Origin of the sequence: Micromonospora sp. WMMD712 (assembly GCF_029581295.1) — a bacterium.
Lineage (GTDB): Bacteria > Actinomycetota > Actinomycetes > Mycobacteriales > Micromonosporaceae > Micromonospora > Micromonospora carbonacea.
The window spans coordinates 4,499,568-4,526,548 of the sequence record NZ_CP120743.1 but is presented as its reverse complement, the minus strand read 5'-3'; the positions used below and the strand labels follow the sequence as shown (position 1 = coordinate 4,526,548).

Sequence of the window (26,981 nt, the reverse complement as noted above, 5' to 3'; positions counted from 1 at the left end):
CGGCCACACCGGCACCCACGCCGACGCACCGTCGGCATCGGCGGCCGACATGTGATGGAGGAGGCGCACCGATGACGTCCGAGGGCCCGCACCACCCCGGCCAGGAGCCGGACGAGGTGTCGCCGGGCACCGGCGCACCGGCGCCGTACGGCGTCGCCAACCCGGACCTGGGCTGGGCGCCCCCGCCCCCCACGGCCCGGCCGAACCCGCCCGCCCCCGCCTGGGCTACCCAGAACGACCAGCCGCCGACCGCCGCTTGGGGCGCGCCCCCGCAGGGCGAGCAGCCGCCGACCGCCGCCTGGGGCGCGCCTCCCCACGGCGAGCAACCGCCGCCGGCTGCCTGGGGTGCCGGGCCGCAGGGCGACCAGCCGGCCACTCCCCACTGGGGCGCGGCACCGGGCGACCAACCGCCGACCGCCGCTTGGGGCACGCCCCCGCAGGGCGAGCAGCCACCGACCGCCGCCTGGGGTGCCGCCCAGGTGCCGGCGCAGCAGCCGGAGCCGAACCGCCCGGCCGCCTGGGGGCCGCCGGCCGCCGCGACGCAGCCCTCCTGGGAGCAGAACGAGCAGTCCGGCCCAGGCTGGCAGCAGAACGAGCAGGCACCGGGCTGGCAGCAGAACGAGCCGGCCAGCCCCGGCCGGGCCGCCGTGAGCGCGCCGAACGGCGAGCCGGCCCAGCCGGCCTGGGCCACGCAGCCCGAGCAGTCGGCCCCGGCCTGGGCGGGCGCGGCCGAGCAGCCGCCGGCCCCGTGGGGCCAGGCCGAGTCCGGTGCCCGGGGCGCCGCCCGCGTGCCCGGCCAGGCGACCCCGCCCCCGGACTGGGCCGCCGCGCAGGACGACCCCGCCCGCTCCGGCGGCTGGAACGGCGGCCAACAGGCCGACGGCCCCGCCAGCGGAGAAGGCTGGAACACCACGCCGCAGCAGGCCGACGACCCCGCCCGCTCCGGTGGCTGGCCACGGGCCGAGCAACCCGACGCCCCCGGCCAGGCGGGCCAGGCCACCCCGTCCGGGCAGCCCGGATTCGGCGGCCCGGCCGCGCAACCCACGTTCGACGGCGCGTCCGGGCAGCCCGGATTCGGCGGGCCGGTCGAGCAGCAGCCGCCGGCCCCGTGGGGCCAGGCCGAGTCCGGCGCCCGGGGAGCCGCCCGCGTGCCCGGCCAGGCGACCCCGCCCCCGGACTGGGCCGCCGCGCAGGACGACCCCGCCCGCTCCGGTGGGTGGGCGGCCACGGCGGTCCACGCCGACGATCAGCCGCAGCCGAACGCCTGGCCCGCCGCAGCCGACGAGTCGGGACAGCCCGGCGCGTGGGGCGCGGCAGCGGTGCCGCAGCGGCAGGACGACCGGCCGGAGGTTCCCGACTGGGCGGCGGCCGAGCCGACCTCCGTCCCACCGGCGCGGGCCACCGCCACCGTCGGCACGGACGGGCCACCCGCCTGGGCGACGCCCGGCGAGAGCCCGCAGCGGCCCGGTGCCGACCGGGCCGACCGGCCGGTCATGCCGGATGTCGAGCCGTGGGCACCGGGCGAGGCGTGGGGGCGTACCGAGGCGGAGACCGCCGCGCCGCCGCAGCAGGCCGGCAACGGCTGGGAGCCCGAGCGGTCCGAGGACCGTCCGCTCTACCAGCCCGCCCCCGGGCCGGGGATCTCACCGGCCAACGCCGTGCCGCTGCCGCCGCAGGAGCAGCGCGTGCCCGGTGCCAGCCTGGCCGCCCTGCCGCCGGCCGACTACGCCCCGCCGGCCCAGTTCCCACCGGCGATCGAACCTCCGGCGGCCGGCGATCCGTCGGGTCGGGAGGGCGCCCCGCCGCCGTACGCGCCCGACTCGGGTGCCGGCTGGGGCCGCGCCGAGGAGCCGCACCCGCAGGGCACCCCGTTCGTGCCCGCCCCCCGGGTCTCGCCCGAGTCCGGGGCGGCCGCCCGGGCCGCCGTACCCCCGGCGGAGGCCGGGGAGATCGGAGCCGGCGCGGTGGGCAGCGTCTCGGCGAGCGCCTCCGTGCCCATGGCCAGCCGGGTGGTGCCCCCCACCGACCAGGCGCTGCACCCCGGCGGCGCGCCCGCGCCGCAGCCCCGGGTGTACGGCCGGCCGGCCCGCCCGGAGCCGGCCGACGAGCCGGAGCCGGCCGACGAGAGCCCGTTCCGCCCCGAGCACAACCCGCCACCGTCGCGGTTCGACGAGCCGGGCCCGCAGGGTCGCTTCGACGATGCCCCGGGCCGGTTCGACGAGCCGGGCCGGTTCGACGATGCCCCGGGGCGCTTCGAGGAGCCGGGTCGGTTCGACGAGCCGGGCCCGCAACGGCGCTCCCCCGAACACGACCACCCGGGCGGCTTCGACGGGCGCGACCAGCACCGCGGGTTCGACGATGTCGGTCCGCCGCAGCGCTTCGACGACCGGGGGCCACAGGCGGGGCAGCGCTTCGACGCCCCGGACCGGCAGGCCGGCCAGCCCCACGGCTTCGGCGACGGCCCGGCGGCCGGGGTGGCCGGCGCGGCGGCCCCGCCGACCTTCCCGCCCGGGGTGCCGTCCTTCGTGGACCCGCCGGCCAGCAACCGGCCCGTCAACGGCGTCCGCCCCCACGAGGGCGACCGACCGGGCGACCAGTTCGGCGGCCCGATGGGTGGGGCCACCGCCGGGCAGGGCACGATGCCCGGCCACGGTCCCGCCCCGTACGGCGAGCCGACCCAGGTCGGTTTCCCGGCGCAGGGGGCGCAGTCCGGCCCCGCCTGGGGCCAGGAGCCCGAGGAGCAGGGCCGGTTCGACGCGTTCAAGCCGGAGGCGGACGCGCCGAAGGCCGAGGCTCCGCCACCGAAGGTCCGCAACGGCCGGGTGCTGGCGGCTGTGCTGGTGGCCGCCGTGCTGATCCTCGCGGTGCCGCTGGGGCTGCTCATGCTGCTCGGCAAGGTGGGCGGCGACAACACGAAGGCGTTCGACCCGGCCGTCGGCTCCTGCGTCAAGCAGTCGGGCGGCAACGCCACGGCGGCCACCTGCGGCGAGGCCGGATCGTTCACGATCGTGTCCAAGGTCGAGGCCAAGGAGAAGTGCGCCGACCCGGCCCAGCCGCACGTCGTCCTCCGTGGCGACGTGCCGAAGAAGGTGCTCTGCCTCAAGCCGGCCGCCAAGTAGCGACCCCCGGGGGCGGGGCCACGGACCGTCGTGGCCCCGCCCCCGTCGTACGCCCGGGGGTGTGACCGGGCCGCGCGGGGTGCCGGCCGGTCGGGGCCTCGCGGTCGGGCAGACTGGGGGCATGAGCGCACGAGTACGGGCTCCCGAGCTGCGCGGACGGGGCTGGCTGAACACCGGCGGGCGGGACCTGAAGCTGGCCGACCTGCGCGGCAAGATCACCATTGCCGACTTCTGGACATCCTTGCCGGTCTAACGATCTCGGCCCTACGCTCGCCGCATGACCCGCCCCCACGAACCACTAGACCCCTCACGCTGCTGCGCCCTCTACCTGCGACGGTCGCACCGCCACGCCGAAGGCGACGCCCGTAACGGCCGGTCGCTAGCCGAACAGGAATCCGAGTTACGCGACCTCGCGGCCCGCCTCGGCCTCATCGTCGTATACGTCTTCATCGAACGCGAGGGAACCGGCGCGTCCCGGTTCTCACTGAAGGCCCGCCCCGAGTGGACGAAGGGCCTAGAGTGCCTGCGCGTCGGTGATCGCTTCCGGACCCTCCTTGCGTGGTCGCTGGACCGCGCCGACCGCCGAGGCGCGGTCGAGATCGGCAAACTGCTGGACGAGCACGCCGACGGCTCTCGGCGGATCGTCGGCGCGGACGGCACCGACACAGGCGACCCACGCCGCCGGCTGGAACTCATCATCCGCGCCGAAATCGCCTGTGAGGAGGTCGAGAACCTATCGCGCCGGGTCAGCCGCGCGAAGAAGTTCCGCCGCGCCGAGGGTCGCTGGCTGGGCGGCCCCGCCCCGTTCGGTCTGCGCGTCGCGGACGGCCAACTCGCCCGCGATCCCGACTCCTACCCGGTCGCCCGGCGCATCGCTGACGAACTGCTCGCCGGGCGGACGATCTGGCAGACCGTAAAGGGCCTCAACGACAACGGCGTGCCCTCGCCGCGCGGAAAGTCCTGGGGCATTGGCACCGTATCCAGCATGGTCCGCTCGCCCGGCTGGGCGGGCCTTCAGAGCATCCGCGAGCGCTCGGCCTCGGGCCGCTGGGCGACGATCGCCGAGCCGTTTCGCGACGAGCACGGCCAGACCGTCAGCGTCGGCGAAGGCGTCATCACCCCGGGCGAGCGTGCCCGCATTCTGAACGCCCTCGATGGTCGCTCGGCAACCCTCGCCGAGGGCGGGCGGTTCGTCCGGCGCGGCGACCGGCGCTCGGCCGCGCTGCTGGCCGACATCCTGCGCTGCGCCGAGTGCGACGGCCGGACGGCACAGAGCGGGGCGGTCGGTAAGAAGGTCTATCGCTGCGGTCGGTACGGCAACGGCCGAGACTGCGCCGGGTTCACCGCCCCTACCGCCGAGACCGAGGACGCCGTGTCGCTCGCCTTCCTTGGCCGCCTCGCCGCTCTGGAGCCTGGCGACCCGTTGCTAGAGGCCGTCGCCGATGCATGGGTCGCCCGCGTCGCCCCCGACGACATCGCCGCCCGTAATGCCGCTCAGGACGCCCTAGACGCCGCCCGCGCCGACCTCGCCCGCGTGCGCCGCCTCGCCGCCTCGGGGGCGTTCACTGAGGAGGACGCGGCCGAGGTCATGCCCGAGCTGCGCGCGAAGGTCAAGGCCGCCGAGGACACCTTAGCCCTTATCCCGATCTCCGAGGCCGATATTTCGCCCCTCCTCGACCTGGCGCAGAGCGTGCCCGCGTTCTTCGATCTGCCCGAGCTCGAGCGCCGGGGACTCCTCAGCCTCGCCATTGCCAAGGTCACCGCTACCCGCGCGGGCACCCGCGGCGTACGGTTCAAGCCCGCCGAGCGACTGGTGATCACCTGGGCGGACGGTACGACCTCGCGGCCCGCCGCCTGAGACCTCACCACGCATCAACAGCCAAAAGGCAGGCCCCAGCCGAGCGATTCCGCCGCTGACCAGGGCCCTAACGGAACATCAAAGGTTCCGCTAATGCTCAACACTATCCACCCCCTCGCCTACGTCGCCGCCCCCGCGCGCTCTATCGCCGCGCTCGCTGCCGCCCTGCTGGGCCTCGGCTTCGAGGTCGCCACCGCGACGCCGTTCGGCTCTGGTAGACGACCTCCTCGCGGCGGTCGCCGCCGATTAGGACACTGTCGAGCGCGCCGCTCTGGTCGTCACGCTGCCCGGCGCTGACGACCTCTGGGAACCCGCCTACGCCGCCGAGTACGGCGTCCCGGTCGTCACTCTCGCGGACGCTCTCGGGTCCGCCTGACGCGCGGGCGGGTGCGGGGCGTCTCCCGGCGAGACGCCCGGCACCGCCCGAGCTACCCGCCCGACGTACGCCCGCCACACGCCCAGCTCTGCTCGGCGCCCGCCCGGGTCACGCCCGGCGGACAAGGCGAAGGGCGCCCATCCCTACGCCGGCGGCGGGCGCTCTTCGGGCGTCCGCGACCGCACCGCCCGGCGCTACCTGCCTGCCGACGAGGCGCCGCCAGGGTGCGACGGTGCCCGCGTTGGCGGACGCCTGGCCGCTGCCCCTGGGGTCGGCCCTTGGGCTGGGTCCCGCAGCCCGCGGGGCGGTCATCGGGCCGCCAGCGCAACGACAAGGCCCGTCACCGCCGCGAGAAGGGCGCTCAGGCTCGAGAGGAAGCCCGGGGCAGTCCGCAGGTATTCGAGGATCAGGCCGTGCCGGTCGCGCGGCGCGCTGCCTGTCTGCTCTTCGGTCGTCACGCTGTCGAAGGTAGGACGCTTCGGGGTTAGTGTCCCGCAGCCCTTTTGCGCTGTGCGTTGCGCTTCGTCTGCGGATCACCGCGCTCCGTCATCGCCGCCGGGAAGCTATGCAGAACTATTCGCAGTAGTGCAGTTGATCTATCCATTCGGGGGAGGCGTCAGCCCAGCCGTTCACCACGCAGACTGTGCGCATTCGGGCGCACTGAGCGCAGTGCGTCGTATGTGCGCCGACAGCAAAGCGCCCGCCCGATGAGGGGACGGGCGCTCCCGCGCGTCTGCGATCGGTTAGCTCCGAATTCGGAACAGGTCGGCCAGCGCCCGCAGGACAGCCGGCAACCTTTCTGGCGGGACCTTGAACAACGCGACCAAGGCGACGATAAGGCGAGGCACTGCGTAGGCGACCAGGACAGCGATTAGGGCCCATGGTCCAGCGTTGGTGAAGAGCTCTAGTGCGGGCACGGCGAAGCAACCCCCCTCGGGGTCATCCTCGCGGCGGCCAAGGCGCGCGAGTCAGGTTCGCCGATCCCGGTCAGGCATCATGTTTTGCGGTCAGAGTACCGCAGCACGGCAACCTACTCGGCGACGCGCGCCCAGGTCGGAGCGCCGAGGGGAACCTGGCGAATGACGCCGATGTCGGGCAACAGCAAAAGGCCCGTGCGGCAGCGCGAGCAAACGGCTACTGCCGAATAGGCAACGTCGCCCGGACGGCGCGGGAGAGGAACGGCGCGGGGAGGGCGCCGCCCCGGCTCGATCGGGCCGCTAGAGGGCTGGCCGGGACGGTTCACGGGCCCTCGGCCGCTAGGCGTCCAGAGCCAGACCTGGCCGCCCTCCCCGGCGTATAGGACGGCGATGGTGGTGTGCGGCCGAGAACAATCACAGCTCAACCGATCAAGCTCCCGGTACTGGTCCGGGTTGGCTTTGATCGCGGCGGCCTGCGCCTCGAAGGCGTCCACGTCCAGACCCTACCGCGACGGCGGCTAGCTAGTCAGATTCCTCGTCAGTCAGGCGCCGGCCGCGCCGATCGCGGCGGGTGCGGTCACCGCCGGCGCGATCGAGGCCGGCGCGATCGACGGCCAGGACATCACCGGCGCGACGATCATCGGCGGCACGATCCGCACCGCAGCGACCGGAAACCGGCTAGAGATCGGCGAAGCCATCTACACGCCGACGGGCGAACCCGCGGTCCGCTGGGTCCTCTGAGGCGCGGACGCGGATAACCCCCTCGTCGTGGGCGGGAGCACCGATGCAGAGCGCAATGTGTACCTCCGCGGCGGTAACAGCCCCGCCGGGTTTACCACCGTCCGCCTCGGCGAAGTGGCCGTGACCATCGAGGCGCGTGGCGCGGGCGCGGCGACGTCCCGCGTCCGGCTGGCCCCGACCGGCGGCATCGAGATCGTCGGCCCGCTCACGGTCGACGCCGCGGGGACCGGCGCGGGGCGAAGCGTTGCCACCGGCACAGGTAGCCGCGTCCACTGGCAGACCTCCACCATGACCACCAACGCGAGCGGCCTCGCCACGTTCCTGCACACCGCGCCGTTCACCCCTACACACGCGATCGTCGGCCAGAGCGGCGCCTGGCTCGACGGCGGTGAACGTGCTCGCCGTCAGCGGATCTTTCACAAGATGATGAACAACGGCGCCGTCTTCGCGAACGGCACCGTAGGCGTGAACGCCCTCCTTTGCGGTTGACCCGCGCCCTCGGCGGCCCGGCCGCCTGACCCCGCACGACAGAAGGCGCCCCGACCCGGTCCGCGCCTGGGTCGGAGCGTTCTTGCGTTCACACGCTCGCGCCGCCGGGCGATTGTCGTCCACGCTGGCTACCTTGTCGCCTATGCCTTTCGCGGTTCAGGTTTCCGCCCCGACGCACTCGCGCCCCGTTGTCGGCTCCCCCGCGACGATCGTCGTCGGCGACGACGCGTACCCGGCGGTTGTGGTCAGGGCCAGTCTCACGGCCGTAACCGTCCGCCGTGTCGAGTCCGGCGAGGCTCGCCGGAACCAAGACCACACCGCCCTAGTTGCAGCCGGTAACCTGTCGCGGCCCGTTGGCCCGCCCGAGGTCTACCGCCTGCGGGACGGCCGTTACCGGACGGCGTCCGCCGTGTTGACCTTCGGCGAGGCGCTATCGCGTACGCCTCTCCCGCCGCCCCGTCGCGCTGGCTGGTCGCCCCTGGTGAGGCAGGATGGGCCCATGAGTGCACGCGTGCGCGCGCCCGAACTGCGGGGCCGGCAGTGGCTGAACACGGGCGGCAAGGTCCTCCGCTTGGAGGATCTGCGAGGTCGTATAACCGTCTTAGATTTCTGGACCTTCTGCTGCATCAACTGCCTGCACGTGCTCGACGAGTTGCGCCCCCTGGAGGAGAAGTACGCCGACGTGCTGGTCGTCGTCGGCATCCACTCGCCGAAGTTCGAGCACGAGAAGGACCCGGCCGCCGTCGCCGCCGCCGTCGAGCGGTACGGCGTGCACCACCCCGTCCTCGACGACCCCGAGCTGGACATGTGGCAGCAGTACGCGGCCCGCGCCTGGCCGACCCTCGCCGTGATCGATCCCGAGGGGTACGTGGTGGCCACCATGGCCGGCGAGGGCCACGCCGAGGGGCTGGCGCGGCTGGTCGACGAGTTGGTCGCCACCCACGAGGCGAAGGGCACCCTGCACCGGGGCGACGGCCCGTACGTGCCACCCGCCGAGCCGGAGACGGCCCTGCGCTTTCCCGGCAAGGCCCTCGCGGTCGACGGCGGGAACCTGCTCGTGTCGGACTCGGCCCGGCACTCCCTGGTCGAGCTGGCCCCCGACGGCGAGACGCTGGTGCGCCGGATCGGCGCGGGCGTCCGGGGGCGCGCGGACGGGCCGCCCGGCGTCGCCACCTTCTCCGAGCCGCAGGGGCTCTGCCGGCTGCCGGAGCACGTGGCCGAGGTGGCCGGTTACGACGTGGTCATCGCCGACACCGTCAACCACCTGCTGCGCGGGGTGCGGCTGGCCACCGGCGAGGTGGTGACCGTCGCCGGCACCGGCCGGCAGTGGCGCTCCACGGTGGACGACCACGCGCACGACTCGCTCTCGGTCGACCTCTCCTCCCCCTGGGACCTGGCCTGGTACGACGACCGGGTGATCGTCGCGATGGCGGGCATCCACCAGCTCTGGTGGTTCGACCCGGTCCGCCGCACGGCGGGCATGTACGCCGGCACGACGGTCGAGGCGCTGCGGGACGGGCCGCTGGCCGAGGCGTGGCTGGCCCAGCCGTCCGGCCTCTCGGTCTCGGCCGACGGCAGCCGGCTCTGGGTCGCCGACAGCGAGACCAGCGCCATCCGGTACGTCGAGAACGGCGTCCTGGGCACCGCCGTCGGGCAGGGCCTGTTCGACTTCGGCCACGTCGACGGCCCGGCCGACCGGGCGCTGCTCCAGCACCCGCTGGGGGTGTGCGCGCTGCCGGACGGCTCGGTGCTGGTCGCCGACACCTACAACGGGGCGGTCCGCCGCTTCGACCCGGCCACGGGTCAGGTGTCGACGGTCGCCGACGGGCTCGCCGAGCCGAGCGACGTGGTGCTGACCGCCGACGGCGGGGTGCTGGTGGTCGAGTCGGCGGCGCACCGGCTGACCCGGCTGGCCCCGGGCGCGTTGTCGGCCGTGGGGGCGAGCACGGTCGACGGCCCGCGGCACCGCACGGAGCGGAAGCCGATGGAGGTGGCGGCGGGCGAGGTGACGCTTGAGGTGGTCTTCACCCCGGCACCGGGGCAGAAGCTGGACGAGACGTACGGGCCGTCGACGCGGCTGGTGGTCTCGGCGTCGCCGCCGGAGCTGCTGGTGGCGGGGGCGGGCACCGGCACGGAGCTGTCCCGCCGGTTGGTGGTCGACGGGTCGGTGGCCGGCGGGGTGCTCCAGGTGACCGCGCAGGCGGCGACGTGCGACGCCGACGTGGAGCACGCGGCCTGCCACCTGACCCGGCAGGACTGGGGGGTGCCGGTGCGGGTCGTCGAGGGCGGCCCGGCGCGGCTCCCGCTGGTCCTGCGCGGCCTGGACGCCTGACAGCCTGCGCCCCGCCGGCCGCCCGCGCGCCGGCGCTGGGTGCGTTAGGAAGGGGCCCTTCCTATACAGAAGGCGTTAACAAGGTGCCCCTCCTTTCACGCGAACGGAGTGAGCGTGACCCCCGCGTCGAGGAGCGCGGCCCGCACCAGCTCGGCGGACGCCACCGCGCCCGGCGTGTCGCCGTGCAGGCAGATGGACTCGACGGGGCAGGGCACGACGGTGCCGTCGACGGCCACCACCGTCTGCTCGGTGGCCATCCGGACGGCCCGGGCGGCCACCTGCTCGGGGTCGGTGACCAGCGCGCCGGGGGCGGTGCGGGGCACCAGCGTGCCGTTGGGCAGGTAGCCCCGGTCGGCGAAGCCCTCGGCGACCACCCGCAGGCCGGCGCCGGTGGCGAGCTGGGCGAGCACCGAGCCGGGGGCGCAGAGCACCGGCAGGTCGCGGTCGTAGTCGTCGACGGCGGCGATCAGGGCGGCGGCCTGCGACTCGTCGGCCGACACGGCGTGGTAGAGCGCCCCGTGCGGCTTGAGGTAGCGGACCCGGGTGCGGTAGACCCGGCAGAACGCGTCGAGCGCGCCGAGCTGGTAGGTGGTCTCGTCGCGCAGGTCCCCGAACGCGTACGCGATGTGTCGGCGGCCGAAGCCGGCGAGGTCGCGGTAGCCGACCTGCGCCCCGACGGCGACCCCGCGCTCGGCGGCGGCGGCGCAGACCCGGCGCATGGTGGACGGGTCGCCGCCGTGGAAGCCGCAGGCGACGTTGGCCGAGGTGATCAGGTCGAGCAGCGCCTCGTCGTCGCCGAGCCGCCAGATGCCGAATCCCTCGCCGAGGTCAGCGTTGAGGTCCATGGAACGTCACCGTAGTCCCCGGGCGGGCCTGCGCGAGCGGCGTCACGTCGTCCACCACCCCGACGACGGGGTAGCCGCCGGTGGTGGGATGGTCGGCGAGGAAGATCAGCGGCTGGCCGTCGGCGGGCACCTGCACCGCGCCGAGCACGAGGCCCTCGCTGGGCAGCTCCCCGGCGATCGCGCGGGGCAGCGGCGCGCCGGTCAGTCGCGCGCCGACCCGGTTGCTGACCGGGCTCACCGTGTAAGGCGTGCCGAGCAGCCGGTCGAGCGCGGCGGGGGTGAACCAGTCGTCGCGGGGCCCGAGGCGCAGCGGGAGCCGCAGCAGCGGCGGGGCGGGCCGCCCGACGGTCACGTCGACGGGGGCGGGGTCGCCGGCCGGGTCGCCGAGGGGCAGCACGTCGCCGTCGCGCAGTGGGGGCGGGCCGAGGCCGGAGAGGGTGTCGGTGGACCGGCTGCCGAGCACCGGTGGCACGGCGATCCCGCCCGCGACGGCGAGCCAGGTGCGCAGTCCGGTGCGGGCCGGGCCGATCCGCACGGTCGCCCCGGCGGGCACGGCCAGGGGGCGGCCGACGTCTCCGGGCCGGTCGCCGGGGCGCGGGCCGGTCCGCCGCGCGTCGCCGGTGTTCGGGTCGCCGGTGTGCCCGCCGCCCAGCCGTCCATCGACCAGCCGTCCGCGGCCGATCCACACGTCGGCGTCCGCGCCGGTGAGCGCGACCGTGCCGGCCCGGGTGAGGCGCAGCGTGCAGCCGGTGAGGGTGATCTCCAGGCCGGCGGCGTCCTCCGGGTTGCCGACGAGGCGGTTGGCCAGCCGCAGGGCGGCCGGGTCGAGCGCCCCCGACCGGGGGACGCCGAGGTGCGCCCAGCCGGGCCGGCCCTGGTCCTGCACGGTGGTGAGCGCCCCGGCCCGGAGCACCTCCAGCCGGCGCGCCGGGCCGGGACCGGGCGGGCGGGTCACGCGGTCGCCGCCAGGCGTACCCGGGTGCCGGGGACGAGCCGGGCCGGCGGGTCGACGGTCACGTCGAACAGGGTGAGCCCGGTGCGCCCGACGAGCAGCCAGCCGCCGGGCGACGCGCCGGGGTAGATTCCGGCGTACGGGCCGGCGAGCGCGACCGAGCCGGCGGGGACCCGGGGGCGGGGGGTGGCGAGCCGGGGCACCGCCCACTCCGGCGGCAGCCCGGTCAGGTACGCGAAACCGGGCGCGAACCCGCAGAAGGCCACCCGGAACGGGGTGCCGGTGAGGCGGGCGATCACCTCGGGCACGTCCACGCCCCAGTGGCCGGCGACGACGGGCAGGTCCGCTCCGTCGTACGTGACGGGGACCTCGACCTCGGCGGGCGGGGTGCCGCCGGTCGGCGTCGTGCCGGCGGCGGGGGTGGCGCCGGCGGGTCCCGCCGGGTCGGCGGGGTAGGGCGTCCAGTGGGCCACGAGCGTGGCGGCCCGGTCGGGGTCGGGCACCCCGTCGAGCAGCACCGTACGGGCCGCCGGGACGATCTCGACCGCGGTCAGCTCGCCGGCGACGCGGCGGCGCGTCAGCTCGGCGCGCCACGCCTCCACCTGGTCGGTGTCGTCGCAGTCGAGCAGCAGGGCGTGCGCGCCGACGGGCCGGATCCGCATCCCGCCATGATTCCCGACGGGTGGCTCCGGCAGGGCCACCGGACCCCTGGATCCGGTGACGATCGGCACTACTTGACGGTAACCTACGGTGCCGTAACCTGGGTGCGTGACGACCTCCGCACCGCTTCGACTCAAGCCGGTCGACATCGGGAAGCCGCGGATGCGCGGCTGGCTGCACACCTACGCGTTCTTCGCCGCGCTCGTCTGCGGCATCGTGCTCTGCGCCATCGCCGCCGGCCGCCCCGGCTGGTCCCCCCTGGCCAGTTGCCTCGTCTACAGCCTGACGGTCTGCGGCCTCTTCGGCACCAGCGCGCTCTACCACCGTCGGGTGTGGTCCGAGCGCGGCTACCAGATCATGCGCCGGATGGACCATTCGATGATCTTCGTGTTCATCGCCGGCACGTACACCCCGTTCTGCGTCCTGCTGCTGGACGCCCGGCAGGCGACCACCATGCTCGCCCTGGTCTGGGGCGGCGCGCTCGGCGGGGTGGCCGTGAAACTGGTCTGGCCGCACGCGCCGCGCTGGGTCTCCGCACCGCTCTACCTGGCGCTCGGCTGGGTGTCGGTGGCGATGCTGCCGCAGATCCTGCACTCCGGCGGCGTGACCGCGCTGGTGCTGCTCGCCGTCGGCGGCGCGATCTACAGCGTCGGCGCCGTCTTCTACGCGTTGCGCCGGCCCAACCCGTGGCCCACCGTCTTCGGTCACCACGAGTTCTTCCACGCCTGCACGCTGGTGGCGGCGATCTGCCACCACATCGCGATCTACTTCGCCCTGTTCGCCTGAGCCCGCACCCTGGTTCCACCTGGTCCCCTGCCCCGGGCATGCGCCGGGGGCCCCGCGCCGTTGCGGGGCCCCCGGAGTCCTTGGCGTTCGCGGCCCGTGCGGGCCGGCGACCGGTCAGACCGTGCGACCCGGGCGGCGCACCTCGCGGTACTCCTGGACCACGGGCTCGCCCTGCACCGGCACGACCCGGTCGGCGACCACGCGGCTCTGCCGCACCGGGGCGGCGACCACCGTCCGGCGGCCCCGGTTCCAGAAGTAGAGCGTCGTGAGCAGGCTGACGACCCCGGCGAGCATCAGCACCCAGCCGACGACGCCGAGGTTCAGCCACCCCAGGTCGGCCTGCACGGCGAACGCGAAGATCGCACCCAGCGCGATGAGGAAGATACTGGCACCAATGCCCATTTTCGTCGCCTCCTTGGCTGTCAGCTGGCGCTGCTACCCGCCGCGGCCATGGATGAGGTTGCGGCACCCATCGACATACCCAGGCGCTCCGATCGTCAATCGGGCAAGCTGGGCCCATGACGGACGCCGGAGGGACGGAACGGACACTGGTGCTGCTGCGGCACGCCAAGGCGGAGGCGCCGGCGAACGGCCCGGACGTCCAGCGACCGCTGACCGCGCGGGGGCACGCCGACTCGGCCGCCGCCGGAGCCTGGCTGGCCCGGCACGACCTGCTGCCCGACGTAGTGCTCTGCTCGGCCGCGCGGCGCACCCGGCAGACCTGGCACGGCGTGCAGCTGGGCATGACCGGCTCGGCGGACGAGGCGGGGCCGGCCGGCCCCGCGCCGCAGGTGCGCTACGAGCCGGGCGCGTACGAGGCACGCCCGGCGGAGCTGCTGGCGCTGGTCCGGTCGGCACCGGCGGAGGCGGCGACGGTGCTGCTGGTCGCCCACAACCCGGGCATCTCGCTGCTCTCGGCGCTGCTCGACCCGGAACGCGCGGACCAGGAGGGGCTGCGCACCACCGACCTGGTGGTGCACCGCGCACCGGTCCCGTGGGCCGAGCTGCGCCGCGCGGACATCGTGGCCCGCCACACCGCCCGCGCCTGAGGCGCAAGGAAGGGCCCCCTGTTAACGCATTCCGTTGTACAGGGGACCCCTGTTAACACCTGCGAACGCCCGAGGTGCGACCGCCCACGCCGGCCGGCCCGGGCGGGCGGGCCGGCGTGGGCGGGCGGGCGGCGGGCCTCAGGAGGGCGGTGCCGTGGGCGGCGGTGGATCGGGCGGAGGCGGCATCATGGCGGTCGGATGCGACAGCCTGTTCTCCTCCACGATCAGGGTGCGCGCCCGCTTGCGCCGGTCCTGCCAGAACCAGAGCGTGGTGAGCAGCACGGCCAACCCGGCCAGGATGAAGACCCAGCCGACCGCGCGCAGATCCACCCACCAGACGTTGGCCCGGATGGCGAAGGTCAGGATCGCGCCGATGGCGATGAGGAAGATTCCACTACCAATGCCCATGTGCGCTGCACCCCCACGTGCGGTGGCTCTGGGCGTTCACTGACGACGTCCGGGCCTCGGTTACCCGCCCGGCCCGGCAAGTACCCGGGATGCGACCGGCGATAGGGGACACACGGGACCGTTCGGCACGGGTCACCGAAGCGGGGCAGGACGGCGACGGCCGGCGGGGCGGGACGGGACGGGGCGGGGCGGGGCGGCGACGGCCGGCGAGACGGGGCGGAACGGCGACGGCCGGCGAGTTGGGGGACTCGCCGGCCGTCTGGAGGCCGCTGTGGTGCGTCAGCGGCTCAGAACGCCTCCTCCGGGAGGTCCATCAGCTCCAGGTCGGTGTTCTCGATGATCCGCCGGTCGGCGCCGAGGCGGGGCAGCACCTCGCGGGCGAAGAACTTCGCGGCGGCCACCTTGCCGGTGTAGAACGCCTTGTCGGCGGCGGAGACCTCGCCGGCGAGGGCGCGCAGGGCGACGTCGGCCTGCCGCTGGAGCAGCCAGCCGACGACCAGGTCGCCGATCGCCAGCAGGAACCGGCGGCTGCCGAGGCCCACCTTGTAGAGCGCCCGGGCGTCGCCGCCCTGCGCCTCGCCCAGCCAGCCGGTCAGCACGCCGAGGATGGTCTGCACCTCGGCGAGCGCCTTGCCGAGCGCCTGCCGTTCCTGCTTGAGCTGGCCGTTGCCGCCCTCGGAGGTGATGAACTCCTGGATCTCGCCGGCGACCGTCATGAGGGCCTTGCCGTTGTCCCGGACGATCTTGCGGAAGATCAGGTCGAGGCTCTGGATCGCGGTGGTGCCCTCGTACAGGGTGTCGATCTTGGCGTCCCGGACGTACTGCTCCAGCGGGTAGTCCTGAAGGAAGCCGGAGCCGCCGAAGGTCTGTAGCGCCTCGTGACCCAGCATCTCGTACGCCCGCTCGGAGCCGACGCCCTTGACCAGCGGCAGCAGCAGGTCGTTGACCCGCTTGGCGATCTTCGTCGCCTGCTCGTCGCCGGCCGCCTCGGCGATGGCGACCTGGTCCTGCCAGGAGGCGGTGTAGCAGACCAGGGCGCGCAGGCCCTCGGCGTACGACTTCTGGAGCATCAGCGAGCGGCGCACGTCGGGGTGGTGGGTGATGGTGACCCGGGGCGCGGTCTTGTCGGCCTGCTGGACGAGGTCGGCGCCCTGGACGCGGTTCTTGGCGTATTCGAGGGCGTTGAGGTAGCCGGTGGAGAGGGTGGCGATGGCCTTGGTGCCGACCATCATCCGGGCGTACTCAATGATCATGAACATCTGCCGGATGCCGTCGTGCTTGTCGCCGAGCAGCCAGCCCTTCGCCGGCACGCCGTGCTCGCCGAAGGTCATCTCGCAGGTGTTGGAGACCTTGATGCCCATCTTGTGCTCGACGTTGGTGGCGTAGACGCCGTTGCGCTCGCCCAGCTCGCCGGTCTCCGGGTCGAAGTGGAACTTCGGCACGACGAAGAGCGACAGGCCCTTGGTGCCGGGGCCGCCGACGCCCTCGACGCCGACCGGGCGGGCCAGCACGTAGTGCACGATGTTGTCGCTGAGGTCGTGCTCGCCGGAGGTGATGAAGCGCTTCACGCCCTCGATGTGCCACGAGCCGTCCGGCTGCGGGATCGCCCGGGTGCGGCCGGCGCCCACGTCGGAGCCCGCGTCGGGCTCGGTGAGCACCATCGTGGAGCCCCACTGCTTGTCGATGAAGAGCTTGGCCCACTTCTTCTGGCTCTCGGTGCCCTCGACGTGCAGCACGTGCGCGAAGGACGGGCCGGAGGCGTACATCCAGACGGGGGCGTTCGCGCCGAGCACCAGCTCGGCGAGGGACCACCAGAGGGCGCGCGGGGCGTTGGTGCCGTCGAGCGCCGGCGGGAGGTCGAGCCGCCAGAACTCGGACTCCATGAACGCCCGGTACGACTTCTTGAACGGCTCCGGCAGCGGCGCGGTGTGCGTGGCCGGGTCGAAGACCGGGGGGTTGCGGTCGCTGTCCGAGTAGCTCGCCGCGAGGTCCTGGCGGGCGAGGCGGTCCACCTCGACGAGGAAGCTGCGCGCGGTGTCGACGTCAAGATCCGAGTACGGCTCCTGGCCGAACGCCCGGTCCGCCCCGAAGACCTCGAAGAGGTTGAACTCAAGGTCCCGGAGGTTGCTCTTGTAGTGGGTCATGCTCGCTGGCCCCGCTTCCCGGACAGGTGTTACCGATCAGTAACCCCGACTGTATTACTCGCGGGTAGGCAGCGACAAGCTCAACATGGAAGTGACGGCGATTACACACCCGCGCTTCGGCCGTCCCGGGCCTTCGGCGGGAGCGGGCCGGAAGCGGCGGGGCGCGGGCGGTACGGAGCGGCGGGGAGGTCGGCTCAGCCCTCGGCCGCGCCGACCTCCCAGCTCGGCACGGGGGCGGTCACTCCGCCGCTGTGGCCGGCGTACTCCATCAGGACCAGGGCGATGTCGTCGTCGAGCCGGCCGTGCACCCACTCGACCAGGGCGGTCTCCAGCGAGGCCAGCCCGTCGCCGACCGTGCCGTGGCCGAGCAGCCGCCAGGCCCGGTCGGCCGTCGGGAAGAACTCGCCGTCCCGGCGCGCCTCGCCGAGGCCGTCGGTGAACAGCAGCAGCCGGTCGCCCGGCTCCAGGCGCTCGACCCGGGGCCGCACGACCGGCATGAAGCCCAGCGGCGGCGCGGGCGCGGGCGGTTCGAGGGGGATCACCGCGCCCCGGCGCAGCAGCAGCGGCGACGGGTGGCCGCAGTTGACGATGGTGAGGGTGCCGCCCCGCTCCTCGACCAGGGCGGCGGTGACGAAGTCCTCGTCGCCGACGTTGCGGGCCACCGCCCGGTCCAGGTCGGCGACCACCGCCCGCAGGTCGGCCCGCTCGTACGCGACGTGCCGGTACGAGCCCAGCACGATGCTCGCCAGCCGCACGGCGTCCAGCCCCTTGCCGCGCACGTCACCGATGATCATGCGGACGCCGTACGGGGTGTCGATCGCCTCGTACAGGTCGCCGCCGATCTCGGCCGTCGCCGTCGAGGAGATGTAGCGCCCCGCCACCGCCAGGGTCCCCACCTGCGGGCCGAGCGGACGCAGCACCGCCTGCTGGGCCACCGCCGCCAGCTTGGACAGCTCGGCGATCTGCTCGGCCTGCCGCTGCCGCACGGCGGCCACCGCCGCCGCGATGCCGGTGGCGAGCGCGATGCCGGCCACGTTGACGGCGGTGACCAGCGACGTCCTCGGCTCGGCGAGGGCGAAGGCGGACCCGATCGCGGTCGCGGCGGCGCCCACCCCCAGCACCACCCGCCAGGAGGCGAGCGCCGCGGCGAGGAACGGGGCGGCGACCATCAGCGCCACGTAGTGCGCCCAGCGGCCGTCCGCCAGCTCGACGCCGGAGATGATCGCGAGCAGGACGAGGGCCGCGCCGAGGCCGGCGCGGGATCCGGGGCTCAGCGGGCCACGGCCCGACTGGAAGGCATGCATGCGTACGTGGGACAGCATGCCTGATGGACGTGAACCGGTGAATGAGCCTGGCCCGTCGGCCGAGGATGTTCTGCCCGGCCGGGTCGGTGCGGCGGCCGGTCCGGCCCCGGTCGCGCCGCCCCCCGCCCGAGGTCATCGGCTCAGCCCAGGACCTCGTACCGCACGGTCAGCGCCCCGACGTCGACGGAGGCGACGGCCGCGAACGCGGCCCGGGACAGGTCGAGGCAGCGGCCGTCGATGAAGGGTCCCCGGTCGTTGATCCGGACGGTGACCGACTTGCCGTTGGCCGGGTTGGTCACCCGGACCATGGTGTCGAACGGCAGGGTCTTGTGGGCGGCGGTCATGGCGCTCGGGTCGAAGCTCTCCCCGTTGGCGGTGAGCTGACCCTCGTCGTAGAAGGACGCCCCGCACGAGCCGCTGTCGACGACGTTGCTGGTCGGGGTGGGCTTCTTGGTGGCGGTCGCCTTCGTGGCGGCCGGCTTCGGCGCGGCGGTGCGCGGCCTGCTCCGCGAGGCGGCCTGACTCCGGGTGGCCTTCGGGCTGGCCGTGACCGTCGGCGACGGGCTGGGGCTGGGCGGGACGCTGGCGCTCGGGCTGGGCGACGCCGAGGGCGTGGCCGCGGTGGTGGGGGCGCTCGCCGGGACGTCGGCGACGGTCGGCTGCGGGGCCGCCTCGCCGGAGGTCAGGCTCACCGCGCCGACGGTGCCACCGACGGCGAGCGCGACGCCGACCGCCGCGGTGGCCGCGATCCCGGCCGGCGAGGAGAACAATCGGGTACGGGAGTGCCTACCAACCACGGGCCCGGTCCTTTCGTCGTGGCTAACGAAGTCGTTGTTCAGAACGAAGTCCTGGAGAACAAACCGGCCCGGACCGTAACGAGAGAAGCACTTCCGAAGTCAACGTGATCATGGCGCTATGGTGGCATTTGAGCGCATACGTGTGGCCGATCATCCGAGGCGGCGTGGCCCGCTCGGCCCCGGGTGGGCCGGACGACACCGGGCGTCGATCTGACGCAGGATGGTCGGCATGCCCGCTGAGCTGAGCGAACGCCTCGTCGAGCTGTTCCGGTGGATCGACCCCGGCCCACAGAGCACCCACCTGGTCAGCGACGTCTCCGGCTGGTGGCGCGACCCGGCGGTGCTGGCGGAGCTCGGGCCCGCCCTGGCCGCCCCGTTCCGGGACGCCCGACCGACCGTGGTGCTCGCCCCCGCCGTGACCGGGCTGCTGCTCGGCCCGCTCGCCGCGACCGCCCTCGGGGTCGGCTTCGCGCCCGCGCACAAGGCGGGGGACGGGAGGCTGCCCGCCGGGGCGACGACCTGGGCGCAGAGCCCGCCGGACTTCCGGGGCCGCCGGGTCGACCTGGGCGTCCGGGACCGGCACCTCGGCCCCGGCGACCGGGTGCTGGTCGTCGACGACTGGGTGGCCACCGCCGCCCAACTGCACGCCCTGTACGCGATCTGCGCCGCCCGGGGCGCCGAGGTCCTCGGCACCTCCGCCGTGGTGCTCGACTGCCCGCCCACGCTCGCCGCCGAGCTGCGGATACACGGCCTGGTCGAGGGCGACCGGCTGACCCCAGCCGAGGGTTGACCTCAAGCATGCTTCAAGTCGCACGATCGGAGGCATGGACGACGGAATCCTGGACGAGGCGTACCGGCGGTTGCACCGCACCGGCCCGGAGTTCGAGGGCTGGCTCTCCAACCACGGCCCGATGGCGGTCGAGGCGCTGGCCCGGCACGGGCACGACGCCAAGGTGCACCGCTGGCTGGACGCCTACCTGCGGCGGCTCGACGAGCTGCCGCGCGGCCTCCGGCCGATCGACGACTGGCGGGCCGCCCTCGGCGACCCGAAGCGGGCCGGCGACTGGCTCGCCCACTTCGACCGGGAGCTGCGCGAACGGCCCTGGCGGGACATCCTCGGCACCTGGTGGCCCCGGCTGCTGCCGGGCATCGCCGCCGGGGCCACCCACGGCGTCATCCGGGTCGGGCACGCGGTGCGGGCGCTGCGGGCCGACGAGACCAGCCCGGACCGGCGCACCGAACTCGGCCAGGCCCTCGCCTACTGGGCCGCGCGCTGGCAGCCGGTACCGGGCGCATCCCTGCCGCCGGCGGCACCTCCCGTCGGGAAGAGCGGGCAGAGCGGGGAGAACGGCGAGACCGGGGTGGCCGCCGCGCTGGCCGGGCTGCCCCGCATCGCCGACCGCACCGGCGGCATCCGCGAGCGGCTGGGCCGGTTGCCGGACGTACCCGAATGGGGGTCGTCGCTCGCGGCGCTGCGCCCCGCGCGGACCCCGGCGGAGGCGCAGCGAGGGCTCGCCGAGCTGGTGCACCGGGCGAGCCTCGACTACCTCCGGTACGGGCAGGCGGAACCCGTCATGCTGGTGCACGCGGTGACCGCGCCGACGGCGGTGCTGCGTACGCTGCCGGAGCTGGACCCCGGGCTCTGGGCGCCGAGCCTCGCCGCGGCCTGGTCCGCGACGGCGGCCGTCACCGCCGTCTACGCCTCCCCGACCGGCGTCGCCCCACCGGCCGTCGCCACCGGCACCCCGGCGGAGGTCTTCGCCCGCGCGGCCCGGCACGGCGACGAGCACGTGGTGAAGCTCGCCGACGCGGTGCTGGACGCCCACGCGGCGACGGGGGACGAGCGGGTGCTCGCCGCGGCCGGCTACGCGGCGCAGCTCATCTGAACGGGGCGGCTCAGTCGCCGGAGCCGGCTCCGCCGAGGAACTCCTCCACGGCGGTGCAGACCATGCCCAGCACCTCCGCCGAGCGGGCCAGCGGGCCGGGCACCAGCAACGAGTGGTCGGCCCCGTCGACCTCCAGCACGTGCGGGCTGAGCCGGCGGGCCTGGGTGCCGTCCCACATGGCATCGGCGGTGCCGCCGACCAGCAGGAACGGCGCGGTCGCGCGGGCCAGTGCCTCGGTCACGTCGGCGCGACGCAGCAGCGGGGTGAGCCACACCGCCGGCAGCCCCAGGTCGGCCGCGAACGGGGCGGCGAAGCTGCCCAGCGACTTGCCGACCAGCAGGTTCGCCGGCTCCGCCAGCGCCGGGGCGACCTGCTCGGCCACCCAGGCCCCCGCCCGGTCCAGATCCAGGTCCGCCGGTGGCCGCCAGCTGATCTCGTCGACGTCGAAGCCGATCCGGCGCAGGGCCTCACCGCCGTACGCGAACAGTGGCCCCCGGGTGTCGTAGCCCTGCCCCGGAATCAGCACCGCACGCCGGTCCGCCATCACCCGATCCCTTCGCCAGCCCACCTGCCCGCCACCGTAACGCCCCGGACACGCCGGGCAGTCGCACCGCTCCGACACGGATGCGCCGGGCGGGCCGGAGCGGGCGCGAACGGGCCGGAGCGGGGCAGGGCGGGCCGGGCCGGAGCGGGACAGGGCGGGCCGCACGCGGACGGGCGGGCCGCACGCGGACGGGCGGGGTGCGCCGGGGCGGGGCAGGTCGCCGGTGCCGCGCGCCCCGCGCCCGAATCCGGCGGCGGGACGCGGCCGGGCCGCGTAGCCTCGGCGGGATGTGGCCCCGGATCGACGGACTGCGCAGCCTCGCCCTCGGCACCCCCGGCGAGCTGCGGGCGAGACTCAACTCCCTGGTGCTGGCCGGGGCCAAGACGGCGACCGCCGGCCTGACCGACGAGTACGCCGAGGAGGGCGAGGAACTGGAGCACGTCGGCGAGCGGCTCGCCCTCGTCGACGACCACGACGCGCCCGTCGGAACCGTCGAGGTGACCGGCGTCGACGTGGTGCGCTTCGCCGACGTGCCGTGGGACTTCGCCCGCGCCGAAGGGGAGGGCGACCGGTCGATCGAGGAGTGGAGGGCCGGGCACGCCGCCTACTGGGCGCGGGTCGGCACCCCCGTCACCGACGACAGCCGGATCGTCTGCGTGCGCTTCCGCCTCGGGTAAGGAAGGGCCCCCTGTTAACGCATACGGTCGAGAAGGGTCCCCTTCTCACACCCTCACACCCCGGCGACGGGTTAGCGGCCAGCCGGCGTCAGGCGGCGCAGCTCCGGCAGGAGGCGGGTGGCCGCGTCCACCAGGACGGCCTCGTCCCCGGCGTACCAGCTGCTGGCCCGGGGCCAGTGCGTCACCACGTCGGTGAAGCCGAGCGCGGCGGCCCGCCCGACCTGCTCGGCGAAGAAGTCCGCGCTGCGCAGCGAGAACGCCGGGGCGGAGTCGAGCGACAGGTAGCGGTCCAGAGTGGCCGGGTCGCGGCCGGCCTCGACCAGCGCCCGGTCCATCCGGGCGGCGAGGTCGGCCACCGTGCCCCACCACTGCTCCACGTCGTCGCCGCCCGTGCCGGTGGTGACCCAGCCCTGCCCGAACCGGGCCACCAGCCGCATCGAGCGGGGGCCGTTGGCGGCCATCACGAACGGCACCCGGGGAGACTGCACGCAGCCGGGGTTGTTGCGGGCGTCCACGGCGGCGAACCAGTCGCCACGCCAGGTGGTGCCGTCCTCGCGCAGGATCAGGTCGAGCAGCTCGACGAACTCGGCGAGCCGGTCGACGCGCTGGCGGGGCGGCAGCGTCTCCCCGCCCAGCACGGCCGAGTCGAAACCGACTCCGCCCGCGCCGACGCCGAGCAGGAGCCGGCCGCCGGAGACGTCGTCGAGGGCGGTGACCTGCCGGGCGAAGGCCGCCGGGTGGCGGAAGTTCGGCGAGGCCACGAGGGTGCCGAGCCCGATCCGGGAGGTCACGCATGCGGCGGCGGTCAGCGTGGTCATCGAGTCGAACCAGGGCCCGTCGACCAGGTCCCGCCAGCCCAGGTGGTCGTACGTCCAGGCGTGGTCGAAGCCCCACTCCTCCGCCTGCCGCCAGCGACGCTGCGACTGCGCCCAACGCTGGTCCGGAAGGATCACGATGCCAATCCGCATGAACGTCAGCGTACGACCCGACCGGCCGCGGACGTCGCGCCCCGGCGAGCGCCTGCTGCCGACCGGGCGGCAGGCTGGCAGGCTCGACGGCATGACGACCGGGACCGACTGGCGGGCGTGGCACGAGCCGTACGCCGACGAGGACTCGCCGCTGTCCCGCCGGCTGCGGCTGGTGCGCGGGGCGATCACCTCATGGCTGGACGAGCGGCCCGGCGAGTCGCTGAGGGTCGTCAGCGCCTGTGCGGGCCAGGGACACGACCTGGTCGGTGCGCTGGCTGGCCGGGCCGATGCGGGCCGCGTCCGCGCCACGCTCCTGGAGTACGACCCGGGCAACGTCGCCGTCGCCCGGGCAGCCGTCGCCCGGGCCGGCCTCGCAAACGTCACCGTCCGGCGGGCGGACGCGGGCCGACTCTCGTCGTACGCGGGCTCGGTGCCCGCCGACCTGGTGCTGATGGCGGGCGTCTTCGGCAACATCGACGACCATGACGTACGCCGAACCGTGGCCGCCCTGCCGCAGCTCTGCGCGGCCGGTGCCACGGTGATCTGGACGCGGACCCGGCGCGCCCCCGACCTGACCCCGGCGCTGCGGGGCTGGCTGCGGGACTCCGGTTTCGCCGAGCGGGCGTTCCACGCGCCGGACGGGGTGCTCTTCTCGGTCGGCGTGCACCGGTTCACGGGCACGCCCCGACCGCTGGCCGCCGCAGCGACGCTGTTCACGTTCGTCCGGCAACCATGATCGACTTCATGTCGGCGATGTGGCGGTGTCCCGGTGGCCCGGACACAGCGATGTCGCCGACATGAAGTCGATGTTGCCGCCGGAACGTCGAAGGCCCCGGCTCGGGACTTGCGTCCTGACCAGGGCCTTCGTGCGTGGAGCGGGTGACGGGAATCGAACCCGCACTGTCAGCTTGGGAATTGACGATGGGCGGCAGGTCGTGGGGCCGGCGGCCTGGTCGCGGCGGTCCCGGGTGGCCTGGGTTGACCCCGGCTGTCCTGCCTTAATGGCACGCGAATGGCACGGGCTACCCGTCCTCGAACGGCTCGTCATGCCACCGGAACCCGGCCTCGTCGTCTTCAATGCTCAGCAGGAACTCGGCCACCGGACGGCCGTCCGGGTGGGTCATCGTGAGGGCGGCCCGGATCTCGTCGTCGATCCGGATCATGGCCTCGTCGTCGTTCGCGTCGAGGGCGGCGCTCCGGGCGACGAAGAGCGGGCGTAGTGGCTCGAACCCCGACAGGAGACGGAACCGGCCGTACGTCCATGGGAAGTCGTGACTCTGCTCGTCGATCTCGCCGACCAGCTCGCCCCGGTGATACAACCGCCACACCCTGCCCGCGTCCACCGCGCCAGCGTAGGCGGACCCGGTGTGGTCGGCTCCAGCGCGACGCGGGTGACCAGAGAGGGCCGAGGGCAAGCCGGCGAAGCCGGCGCGGCAGCCGATCGCCAGAAGCTCGACGGCGACCGGCCACGCTGGCGATCGTCACGGCCTGGTCGTGGTCGTCATCCGGATTCGGGACGCTGCGGGCGCGGCAGCCCGTCGGCTGTCGGCGGCTTCCCGCCCCGGCGTCGCAGACGACCGGGGCGGCTTGCCGCCGGACGGGGCCACCGCGCCCGCACCGCGCGCAGCGCGGTGCCTTGATCCAGAACAGAAGAAATCGGCAGTGGCTTCGGGAAGCAACTGTCCTCATTCCTGGCGGCTGTCGGCAGCGTGTCAGCTTGTTGACTGAACGCTCGGGGCTGGGGTCTGATGCTGTAGGCAAAGTCAATGCCTAGCGATCACCCAAACAAACTTTCGGAAGATCGAACCGAGGAATTGTCGCCAGAAGATGACGGACCTTCAAGAGATGGCGCGAAACGCTCAGACCAACTAAAGATAGCGAGTCTAGCTGCCATCTATATTCTCATCATATCAATCCAATGGCTGGCACGATCAGCCATTGAACTGGCACGACATCTGGAAGCCGAGAACGAGAAGCGTCGCTCAAATAGCAGTGAGAGGTGGACGAGAAACGTTATTGCCGCCATCCTTTCCGAGCCAGAGTTCTCTCATTCGGCGAGAATCTCTGGATCCATCACGTTTGTCCTGGCACACCTTAAAGATAACGAAGAGTGGATCGTTCGAAGATTCATAAAGTTAAGGAAGGGCCTTAAGGACCGGACGCAGCTTGCGGCTGTGATCGTGGCCGCAGTCGCATACCTTCTCTTGTTAATAGTTAATGGCATCCCGAACAAATGGCGTGACAATGATTCAAAGCGTCTTTCGGAGTTTCCGTCTACAAAGTGGATGCATGAGACTCTAGCACCGCTAGGACGTGAAGGCTCTGTTGCGCTAGGAATCGTGTTATCCGGCTTGATGGCAGCTGCTGTTTACGGGATTTGGATAGAGGTTCGAAAGCACTATCGCGATTATGTTCAATTGAAGCTGAAGGCTAAGGAGGAAATGCTCCCTTACGTGCGTGTAGCTTTTAATGAGATGTCAGAAGAGCAGTCTCCGACTGATCTCAGATTCGACAGAGCCCCAGCCTTAAGCTCTACAACGGATCGCCTATATGTTATCGACAGAGTGGAAGTGGATAGAATTGCTACTCTGATCCACGAGCTAGGCGCTTCAGCTGTGGCAATTAGCGGACCACGCGGGGCCGGCAAGAGCACATTGCTCCACAGCATCGCTACAAGCCATAGATTGAGTTCTAGCCTTTGCATCTCGCTGGCAGCTCCAGCTTCATATGAGCCAAAGGAATTCGTTATAACCTTGTATCGCCAGTTGTGTGAATACGTTATCAGAAGAGTCTCCGTAATGACTGCTTCGCGGCCCAAAAGGGCGGCGAGAGTCATTCTCACGACCCTCAGAGCTATAATTATTCTGTCCGCTGCGCTAGTCGCTCTCACGCAGTGGCGGCCAGCAAGGGCAGTTATTGAATCCTACGGGGGCGCCCGTCTGATCCCACTGAATATCTGGCAGGCTGGCAGCTACCTAGCTTTGCTTGCTGTGCTCTACGTCTTGCTCGGGGCGCTGCGGCCCTATAAACGCGTGCCGGGCGCAGGTGGAATAGTTGACCGCGCTGTACGAGACGAGGAACGTCTCCGCTTCTTACAGAACGTGGCGATCGAGCGTAGCGGAGGAATCAAGGCGAAGGTAGGTCTTGAGCTGGGCCGGAAGCGGACTAGACAGCTGATGGAACAGCCGGCCTCGCTCCCCGACCTCGTTCATTCATATAGGTCGTTTGTCGATTATTCCCTATCATGGTGGCGTCAGTTCTGGCCCTCGGGCCACCTTGTCGTTATTATCGACGAATTGGATCGAGTGACTGAGGTTGAAGCAGCCGAGCGATTCATAAACGATATTAAAGGAATATTCGGAATCCCGCACTGCACTTACCTAGTTACGGTCTCGGAGGATGCCCTCTCCCAATTTGAGAGAAGAATGGTAGGAATTCGCCCCGTCCTCGACAGTACGTTTGACGAGGTGGTCAGACTTTCAGTTCTAGACTTTGATCAGGCCAAAGAGATGCTGGCGCGGCGGCTTGTGGGATTTCCCCAAGCATTCATAGCCCTATGCCATTCGCTCAGCGGCGGGATCCCCCGCGAGTTGATTCGCACCGCCCGTGCGCTCATCGATATCCGGCGCACAAATAAGCAGAACGACTTGTTGTTTTTGCTATATGAGATTGTACTTCAAGAAGTCAGACGCCTTAAGTCCGGCTTGATCGGACGTGTCAATAACGAGCTGACCGGCTTGGAGGCTTTCGGTTTACTGAAGATGCTAGCCGACCCAGAGTGGCCCGAAAGGGATGCGTTTTCCGTACTGCGAGCCGCTTCTGATCTCGTCGAAGAAGGAGAAACCGGCAGGGGTGGCCGGATTTCGATGGAGCTAGGGGTGGCGCTATTTTACTACGGCACCATCCTGCAGGTGTTTACGCAATTCTGGCATGAGGAAGTGAAGGATGTTGAGGGATTGGCGGAATCCGCACAGGCGCTAGCTGTAGCGCGAAGCGTCATGCCCGCCAGCGTCGAGTTGGCCTTGGTCCACATTCAGAGACTTCGCGAAGAGGAACGCCTGACTATCGGCTGAAGGGCGAAACTCTAAGACGACTCCGCTTTGCGACGAGCTTCCGACCATTCAGCCAA

The 26,981-nt window shown here is 72.7% G+C and carries 25 protein-coding genes; 12 read left to right on the top strand and 13 right to left on the bottom strand.

The window, feature by feature from the left end; genetic code table 11:
- The first annotated feature begins 71 nt into the window (after positions 1-71).
- The 3 genes from O7633_RS19585 (at position 72) to O7633_RS19575 (ending at position 4,977) form a co-directional block, all read left to right on the top strand.
- Entirely contained in the window at positions 72-3,119 is a 3,048-nt protein-coding gene (locus O7633_RS19585; protein WP_282323462.1) for a hypothetical protein, read from the top strand.
- Positions 3,120-3,240: 121 nt separating this feature from the next.
- Entirely contained in the window at positions 3,241-3,372 is a 132-nt protein-coding gene (locus tag O7633_RS19580) for a hypothetical protein (RefSeq protein ID WP_282323461.1), read from the top strand.
- Positions 3,373-3,396: 24 nt separating this feature from the next.
- Positions 3,397-4,977: a recombinase family protein gene (locus O7633_RS19575; protein WP_282323460.1), complete on the top strand. Its 1,581-nt coding sequence runs from the start codon at positions 3,397-3,399 to the stop codon at positions 4,975-4,977.
- 684 nt (positions 4,978-5,661) lie between these two features.
- Here O7633_RS19575 and O7633_RS19570 read toward each other — a convergent pair.
- Both O7633_RS19570 and O7633_RS19565 read right to left on the bottom strand, forming a co-directional pair.
- Complete coding sequence (locus O7633_RS19570; RefSeq protein ID WP_282323459.1) at positions 5,662-5,811, bottom strand: hypothetical protein; 150 nt, start codon at positions 5,809-5,811, stop codon at positions 5,662-5,664.
- Positions 5,812-6,812: 1,001 nt separating this feature from the next.
- Complete coding sequence (locus tag O7633_RS19565; RefSeq protein WP_282323458.1) at positions 6,813-6,968, bottom strand: hypothetical protein; 156 nt, start codon at positions 6,966-6,968, stop codon at positions 6,813-6,815.
- A gap of 70 nt (positions 6,969-7,038) precedes the next feature.
- On the opposite strand from O7633_RS19565, the gene O7633_RS19560 reads away from it, so the two are divergent.
- Both O7633_RS19560 and O7633_RS19555 read left to right on the top strand, forming a co-directional pair.
- Positions 7,039-7,500: a hypothetical protein gene (locus O7633_RS19560; RefSeq protein ID WP_282323457.1), complete on the top strand. Its 462-nt coding sequence runs from the start codon at positions 7,039-7,041 to the stop codon at positions 7,498-7,500.
- Positions 7,501-7,999: 499 nt separating this feature from the next.
- Positions 8,000-9,832, top strand: a complete 1,833-nt coding sequence (locus O7633_RS19555; RefSeq protein ID WP_282323456.1) for an NHL domain-containing thioredoxin family protein — start codon at positions 8,000-8,002, stop codon at positions 9,830-9,832.
- 95 nt (positions 9,833-9,927) lie between these two features.
- Here O7633_RS19555 and O7633_RS19550 read toward each other — a convergent pair whose 3' ends face one another.
- The 3 genes from O7633_RS19550 to O7633_RS19540 are packed head-to-tail and all read right to left on the bottom strand — an operon-like array spanning position 9,928 to position 12,291.
- Complete coding sequence (locus tag O7633_RS19550) at positions 9,928-10,677, bottom strand: 5-oxoprolinase subunit PxpA (protein ID WP_282323455.1); 750 nt, start codon at positions 10,675-10,677, stop codon at positions 9,928-9,930.
- Positions 10,661-11,632: a biotin-dependent carboxyltransferase family protein gene (locus O7633_RS19545; protein ID WP_282323454.1), complete on the bottom strand. Its 972-nt coding sequence runs from the start codon at positions 11,630-11,632 to the stop codon at positions 10,661-10,663. Before O7633_RS19545 ends, O7633_RS19550 begins: the two co-directional genes overlap by 17 nt.
- Positions 11,629-12,291 (bottom strand): allophanate hydrolase subunit 1, encoded by a 663-nt coding sequence (locus O7633_RS19540; protein ID WP_282323453.1) that lies wholly within the window; start codon positions 12,289-12,291, stop codon positions 11,629-11,631. The genes O7633_RS19545 and O7633_RS19540 overlap by 4 nt, the downstream gene beginning before the upstream one ends.
- Before the next feature lie 106 nt (positions 12,292-12,397).
- On the opposite strand from O7633_RS19540, the gene O7633_RS19535 reads away from it, so the two are divergent.
- Positions 12,398-13,075: a hemolysin III family protein gene (locus O7633_RS19535; protein ID WP_282323452.1), complete on the top strand. Its 678-nt coding sequence runs from the start codon at positions 12,398-12,400 to the stop codon at positions 13,073-13,075.
- Positions 13,076-13,189: 114 nt separating this feature from the next.
- Here the strand turns inward: O7633_RS19535 and O7633_RS19530 are convergent, their stop codons facing one another.
- Positions 13,190-13,477, bottom strand: coding sequence for a DUF6458 family protein (locus tag O7633_RS19530; RefSeq protein ID WP_282323451.1), 288 nt, complete (start codon positions 13,475-13,477; stop codon positions 13,190-13,192).
- A gap of 116 nt (positions 13,478-13,593) precedes the next feature.
- Here O7633_RS19530 and O7633_RS19525 point away from each other — a divergent pair, with 116 nt between their 5' ends.
- Entirely contained in the window at positions 13,594-14,124 is a 531-nt protein-coding gene (locus tag O7633_RS19525) for a histidine phosphatase family protein (protein ID WP_282323450.1), read from the top strand.
- A 138-nt stretch (positions 14,125-14,262) separates the two neighbouring features.
- Here O7633_RS19525 and O7633_RS19520 read toward each other — a convergent pair whose 3' ends face one another.
- The 4 genes from O7633_RS19520 to O7633_RS19505 all read right to left on the bottom strand — a co-directional run bounded on the left by O7633_RS19520 (position 14,263) and on the right by O7633_RS19505 (position 18,777).
- A complete protein-coding gene (locus O7633_RS19520; protein WP_043961115.1) occupies positions 14,263-14,532 on the bottom strand; it encodes a DUF6458 family protein in 270 nt (89 codons plus the stop codon).
- A 287-nt stretch (positions 14,533-14,819) separates the two neighbouring features.
- Complete coding sequence (locus O7633_RS19515) at positions 14,820-16,676, bottom strand: acyl-CoA dehydrogenase (RefSeq protein WP_282323449.1); 1,857 nt, start codon at positions 16,674-16,676, stop codon at positions 14,820-14,822.
- Positions 16,677-16,870: 194 nt separating this feature from the next.
- Positions 16,871-17,998: a PP2C family protein-serine/threonine phosphatase gene (locus O7633_RS19510; RefSeq protein WP_282323448.1), complete on the bottom strand. Its 1,128-nt coding sequence runs from the start codon at positions 17,996-17,998 to the stop codon at positions 16,871-16,873.
- 122 nt (positions 17,999-18,120) lie between these two features.
- Entirely contained in the window at positions 18,121-18,777 is a 657-nt protein-coding gene (locus O7633_RS19505) for a septal ring lytic transglycosylase RlpA family protein (RefSeq protein ID WP_282323447.1), read from the bottom strand.
- A gap of 229 nt (positions 18,778-19,006) precedes the next feature.
- Between O7633_RS19505 and O7633_RS19500 the strand changes: the two genes are divergently transcribed.
- On the top strand, positions 19,007-19,567 hold the full coding sequence (locus tag O7633_RS19500) for a phosphoribosyltransferase family protein (protein WP_282323446.1): 561 nt from the start codon (positions 19,007-19,009) through the stop codon (positions 19,565-19,567).
- A gap of 34 nt (positions 19,568-19,601) precedes the next feature.
- On the top strand, positions 19,602-20,663 hold the full coding sequence (locus O7633_RS19495) for a questin oxidase family protein (protein ID WP_282323445.1): 1,062 nt from the start codon (positions 19,602-19,604) through the stop codon (positions 20,661-20,663).
- Between the two features lie 10 nt (positions 20,664-20,673).
- On the opposite strand, the gene O7633_RS19490 is transcribed toward O7633_RS19495, so the two are convergent.
- Positions 20,674-21,207, bottom strand: coding sequence for an alpha/beta hydrolase (locus O7633_RS19490; protein WP_282323444.1), 534 nt, complete (start codon positions 21,205-21,207; stop codon positions 20,674-20,676).
- A 287-nt stretch (positions 21,208-21,494) separates the two neighbouring features.
- Between O7633_RS19490 and O7633_RS19485 the strand changes: the two genes are divergently transcribed.
- A complete protein-coding gene (locus O7633_RS19485) occupies positions 21,495-21,884 on the top strand; it encodes an ASCH domain-containing protein (protein ID WP_282323443.1) in 390 nt (129 codons plus the stop codon).
- 71 nt (positions 21,885-21,955) lie between these two features.
- On the opposite strand, the gene O7633_RS19480 is transcribed toward O7633_RS19485, so the two are convergent.
- Positions 21,956-22,852 (bottom strand): LLM class flavin-dependent oxidoreductase, encoded by an 897-nt coding sequence (locus tag O7633_RS19480; RefSeq protein WP_282323442.1) that lies wholly within the window; start codon positions 22,850-22,852, stop codon positions 21,956-21,958.
- Positions 22,853-22,943: 91 nt separating this feature from the next.
- Here O7633_RS19480 and O7633_RS19475 point away from each other — a divergent pair, with 91 nt between their 5' ends.
- Positions 22,944-23,588, top strand: a complete 645-nt coding sequence (locus tag O7633_RS19475; RefSeq protein ID WP_282323441.1) for an SAM-dependent methyltransferase — start codon at positions 22,944-22,946, stop codon at positions 23,586-23,588.
- Positions 23,589-23,874: 286 nt separating this feature from the next.
- Here O7633_RS19475 and O7633_RS19470 read toward each other — a convergent pair whose 3' ends face one another.
- On the bottom strand, positions 23,875-24,195 hold the full coding sequence (locus O7633_RS19470) for a hypothetical protein (RefSeq protein WP_282323440.1): 321 nt from the start codon (positions 24,193-24,195) through the stop codon (positions 23,875-23,877).
- Positions 24,196-24,618: 423 nt separating this feature from the next.
- On the opposite strand from O7633_RS19470, the gene O7633_RS19465 reads away from it, so the two are divergent.
- Positions 24,619-26,925, top strand: coding sequence for a P-loop NTPase fold protein (locus tag O7633_RS19465; RefSeq protein ID WP_282323439.1), 2,307 nt, complete (start codon positions 24,619-24,621; stop codon positions 26,923-26,925).
- Positions 26,926-26,981 lie beyond the last annotated feature (56 nt).

Coding starts and splice junctions, on each gene's coding strand:
- O7633_RS19585 (WP_282323462.1), top strand. CDS start 72: ATGACGTCCGAGGGCCCGCACCACCCCGGCCAGGAGCCGGACGAGGTG.
- O7633_RS19580 (WP_282323461.1), top strand. CDS start 3,241: ATGAGCGCACGAGTACGGGCTCCCGAGCTGCGCGGACGGGGCTGGCTG.
- O7633_RS19575 (WP_282323460.1), top strand. CDS start 3,397: ATGACCCGCCCCCACGAACCACTAGACCCCTCACGCTGCTGCGCCCTC.
- O7633_RS19565 (WP_282323458.1), bottom strand. CDS start 6,968: ATGGCTTCGCCGATCTCTAGCCGGTTTCCGGTCGCTGCGGTGCGGATC.
- O7633_RS19555 (WP_282323456.1), top strand. CDS start 8,000: ATGAGTGCACGCGTGCGCGCGCCCGAACTGCGGGGCCGGCAGTGGCTG.
- O7633_RS19550 (WP_282323455.1), bottom strand. CDS start 10,677: ATGGACCTCAACGCTGACCTCGGCGAGGGATTCGGCATCTGGCGGCTC.
- O7633_RS19540 (WP_282323453.1), bottom strand. CDS start 12,291: ATGCGGATCCGGCCCGTCGGCGCGCACGCCCTGCTGCTCGACTGCGAC.
- O7633_RS19530 (WP_282323451.1), bottom strand. CDS start 13,477: ATGGGCATTGGTGCCAGTATCTTCCTCATCGCGCTGGGTGCGATCTTC.
- O7633_RS19525 (WP_282323450.1), top strand. CDS start 13,594: ATGACGGACGCCGGAGGGACGGAACGGACACTGGTGCTGCTGCGGCAC.
- O7633_RS19520 (WP_043961115.1), bottom strand. CDS start 14,532: ATGGGCATTGGTAGTGGAATCTTCCTCATCGCCATCGGCGCGATCCTG.
- O7633_RS19515 (WP_282323449.1), bottom strand. CDS start 16,676: ATGACCCACTACAAGAGCAACCTCCGGGACCTTGAGTTCAACCTCTTC.
- O7633_RS19510 (WP_282323448.1), bottom strand. CDS start 17,998: ATGCTGTCCCACGTACGCATGCATGCCTTCCAGTCGGGCCGTGGCCCG.
- O7633_RS19500 (WP_282323446.1), top strand. CDS start 19,007: ATGCCCGCTGAGCTGAGCGAACGCCTCGTCGAGCTGTTCCGGTGGATC.
- O7633_RS19495 (WP_282323445.1), top strand. CDS start 19,602: ATGGACGACGGAATCCTGGACGAGGCGTACCGGCGGTTGCACCGCACC.
- O7633_RS19490 (WP_282323444.1), bottom strand. CDS start 21,207: ATGGCGGACCGGCGTGCGGTGCTGATTCCGGGGCAGGGCTACGACACC.
- O7633_RS19485 (WP_282323443.1), top strand. CDS start 21,495: ATGTGGCCCCGGATCGACGGACTGCGCAGCCTCGCCCTCGGCACCCCC.
- O7633_RS19480 (WP_282323442.1), bottom strand. CDS start 22,852: ATGCGGATTGGCATCGTGATCCTTCCGGACCAGCGTTGGGCGCAGTCG.
- O7633_RS19475 (WP_282323441.1), top strand. CDS start 22,944: ATGACGACCGGGACCGACTGGCGGGCGTGGCACGAGCCGTACGCCGAC.
- O7633_RS19465 (WP_282323439.1), top strand. CDS start 24,619: ATGCCTAGCGATCACCCAAACAAACTTTCGGAAGATCGAACCGAGGAA.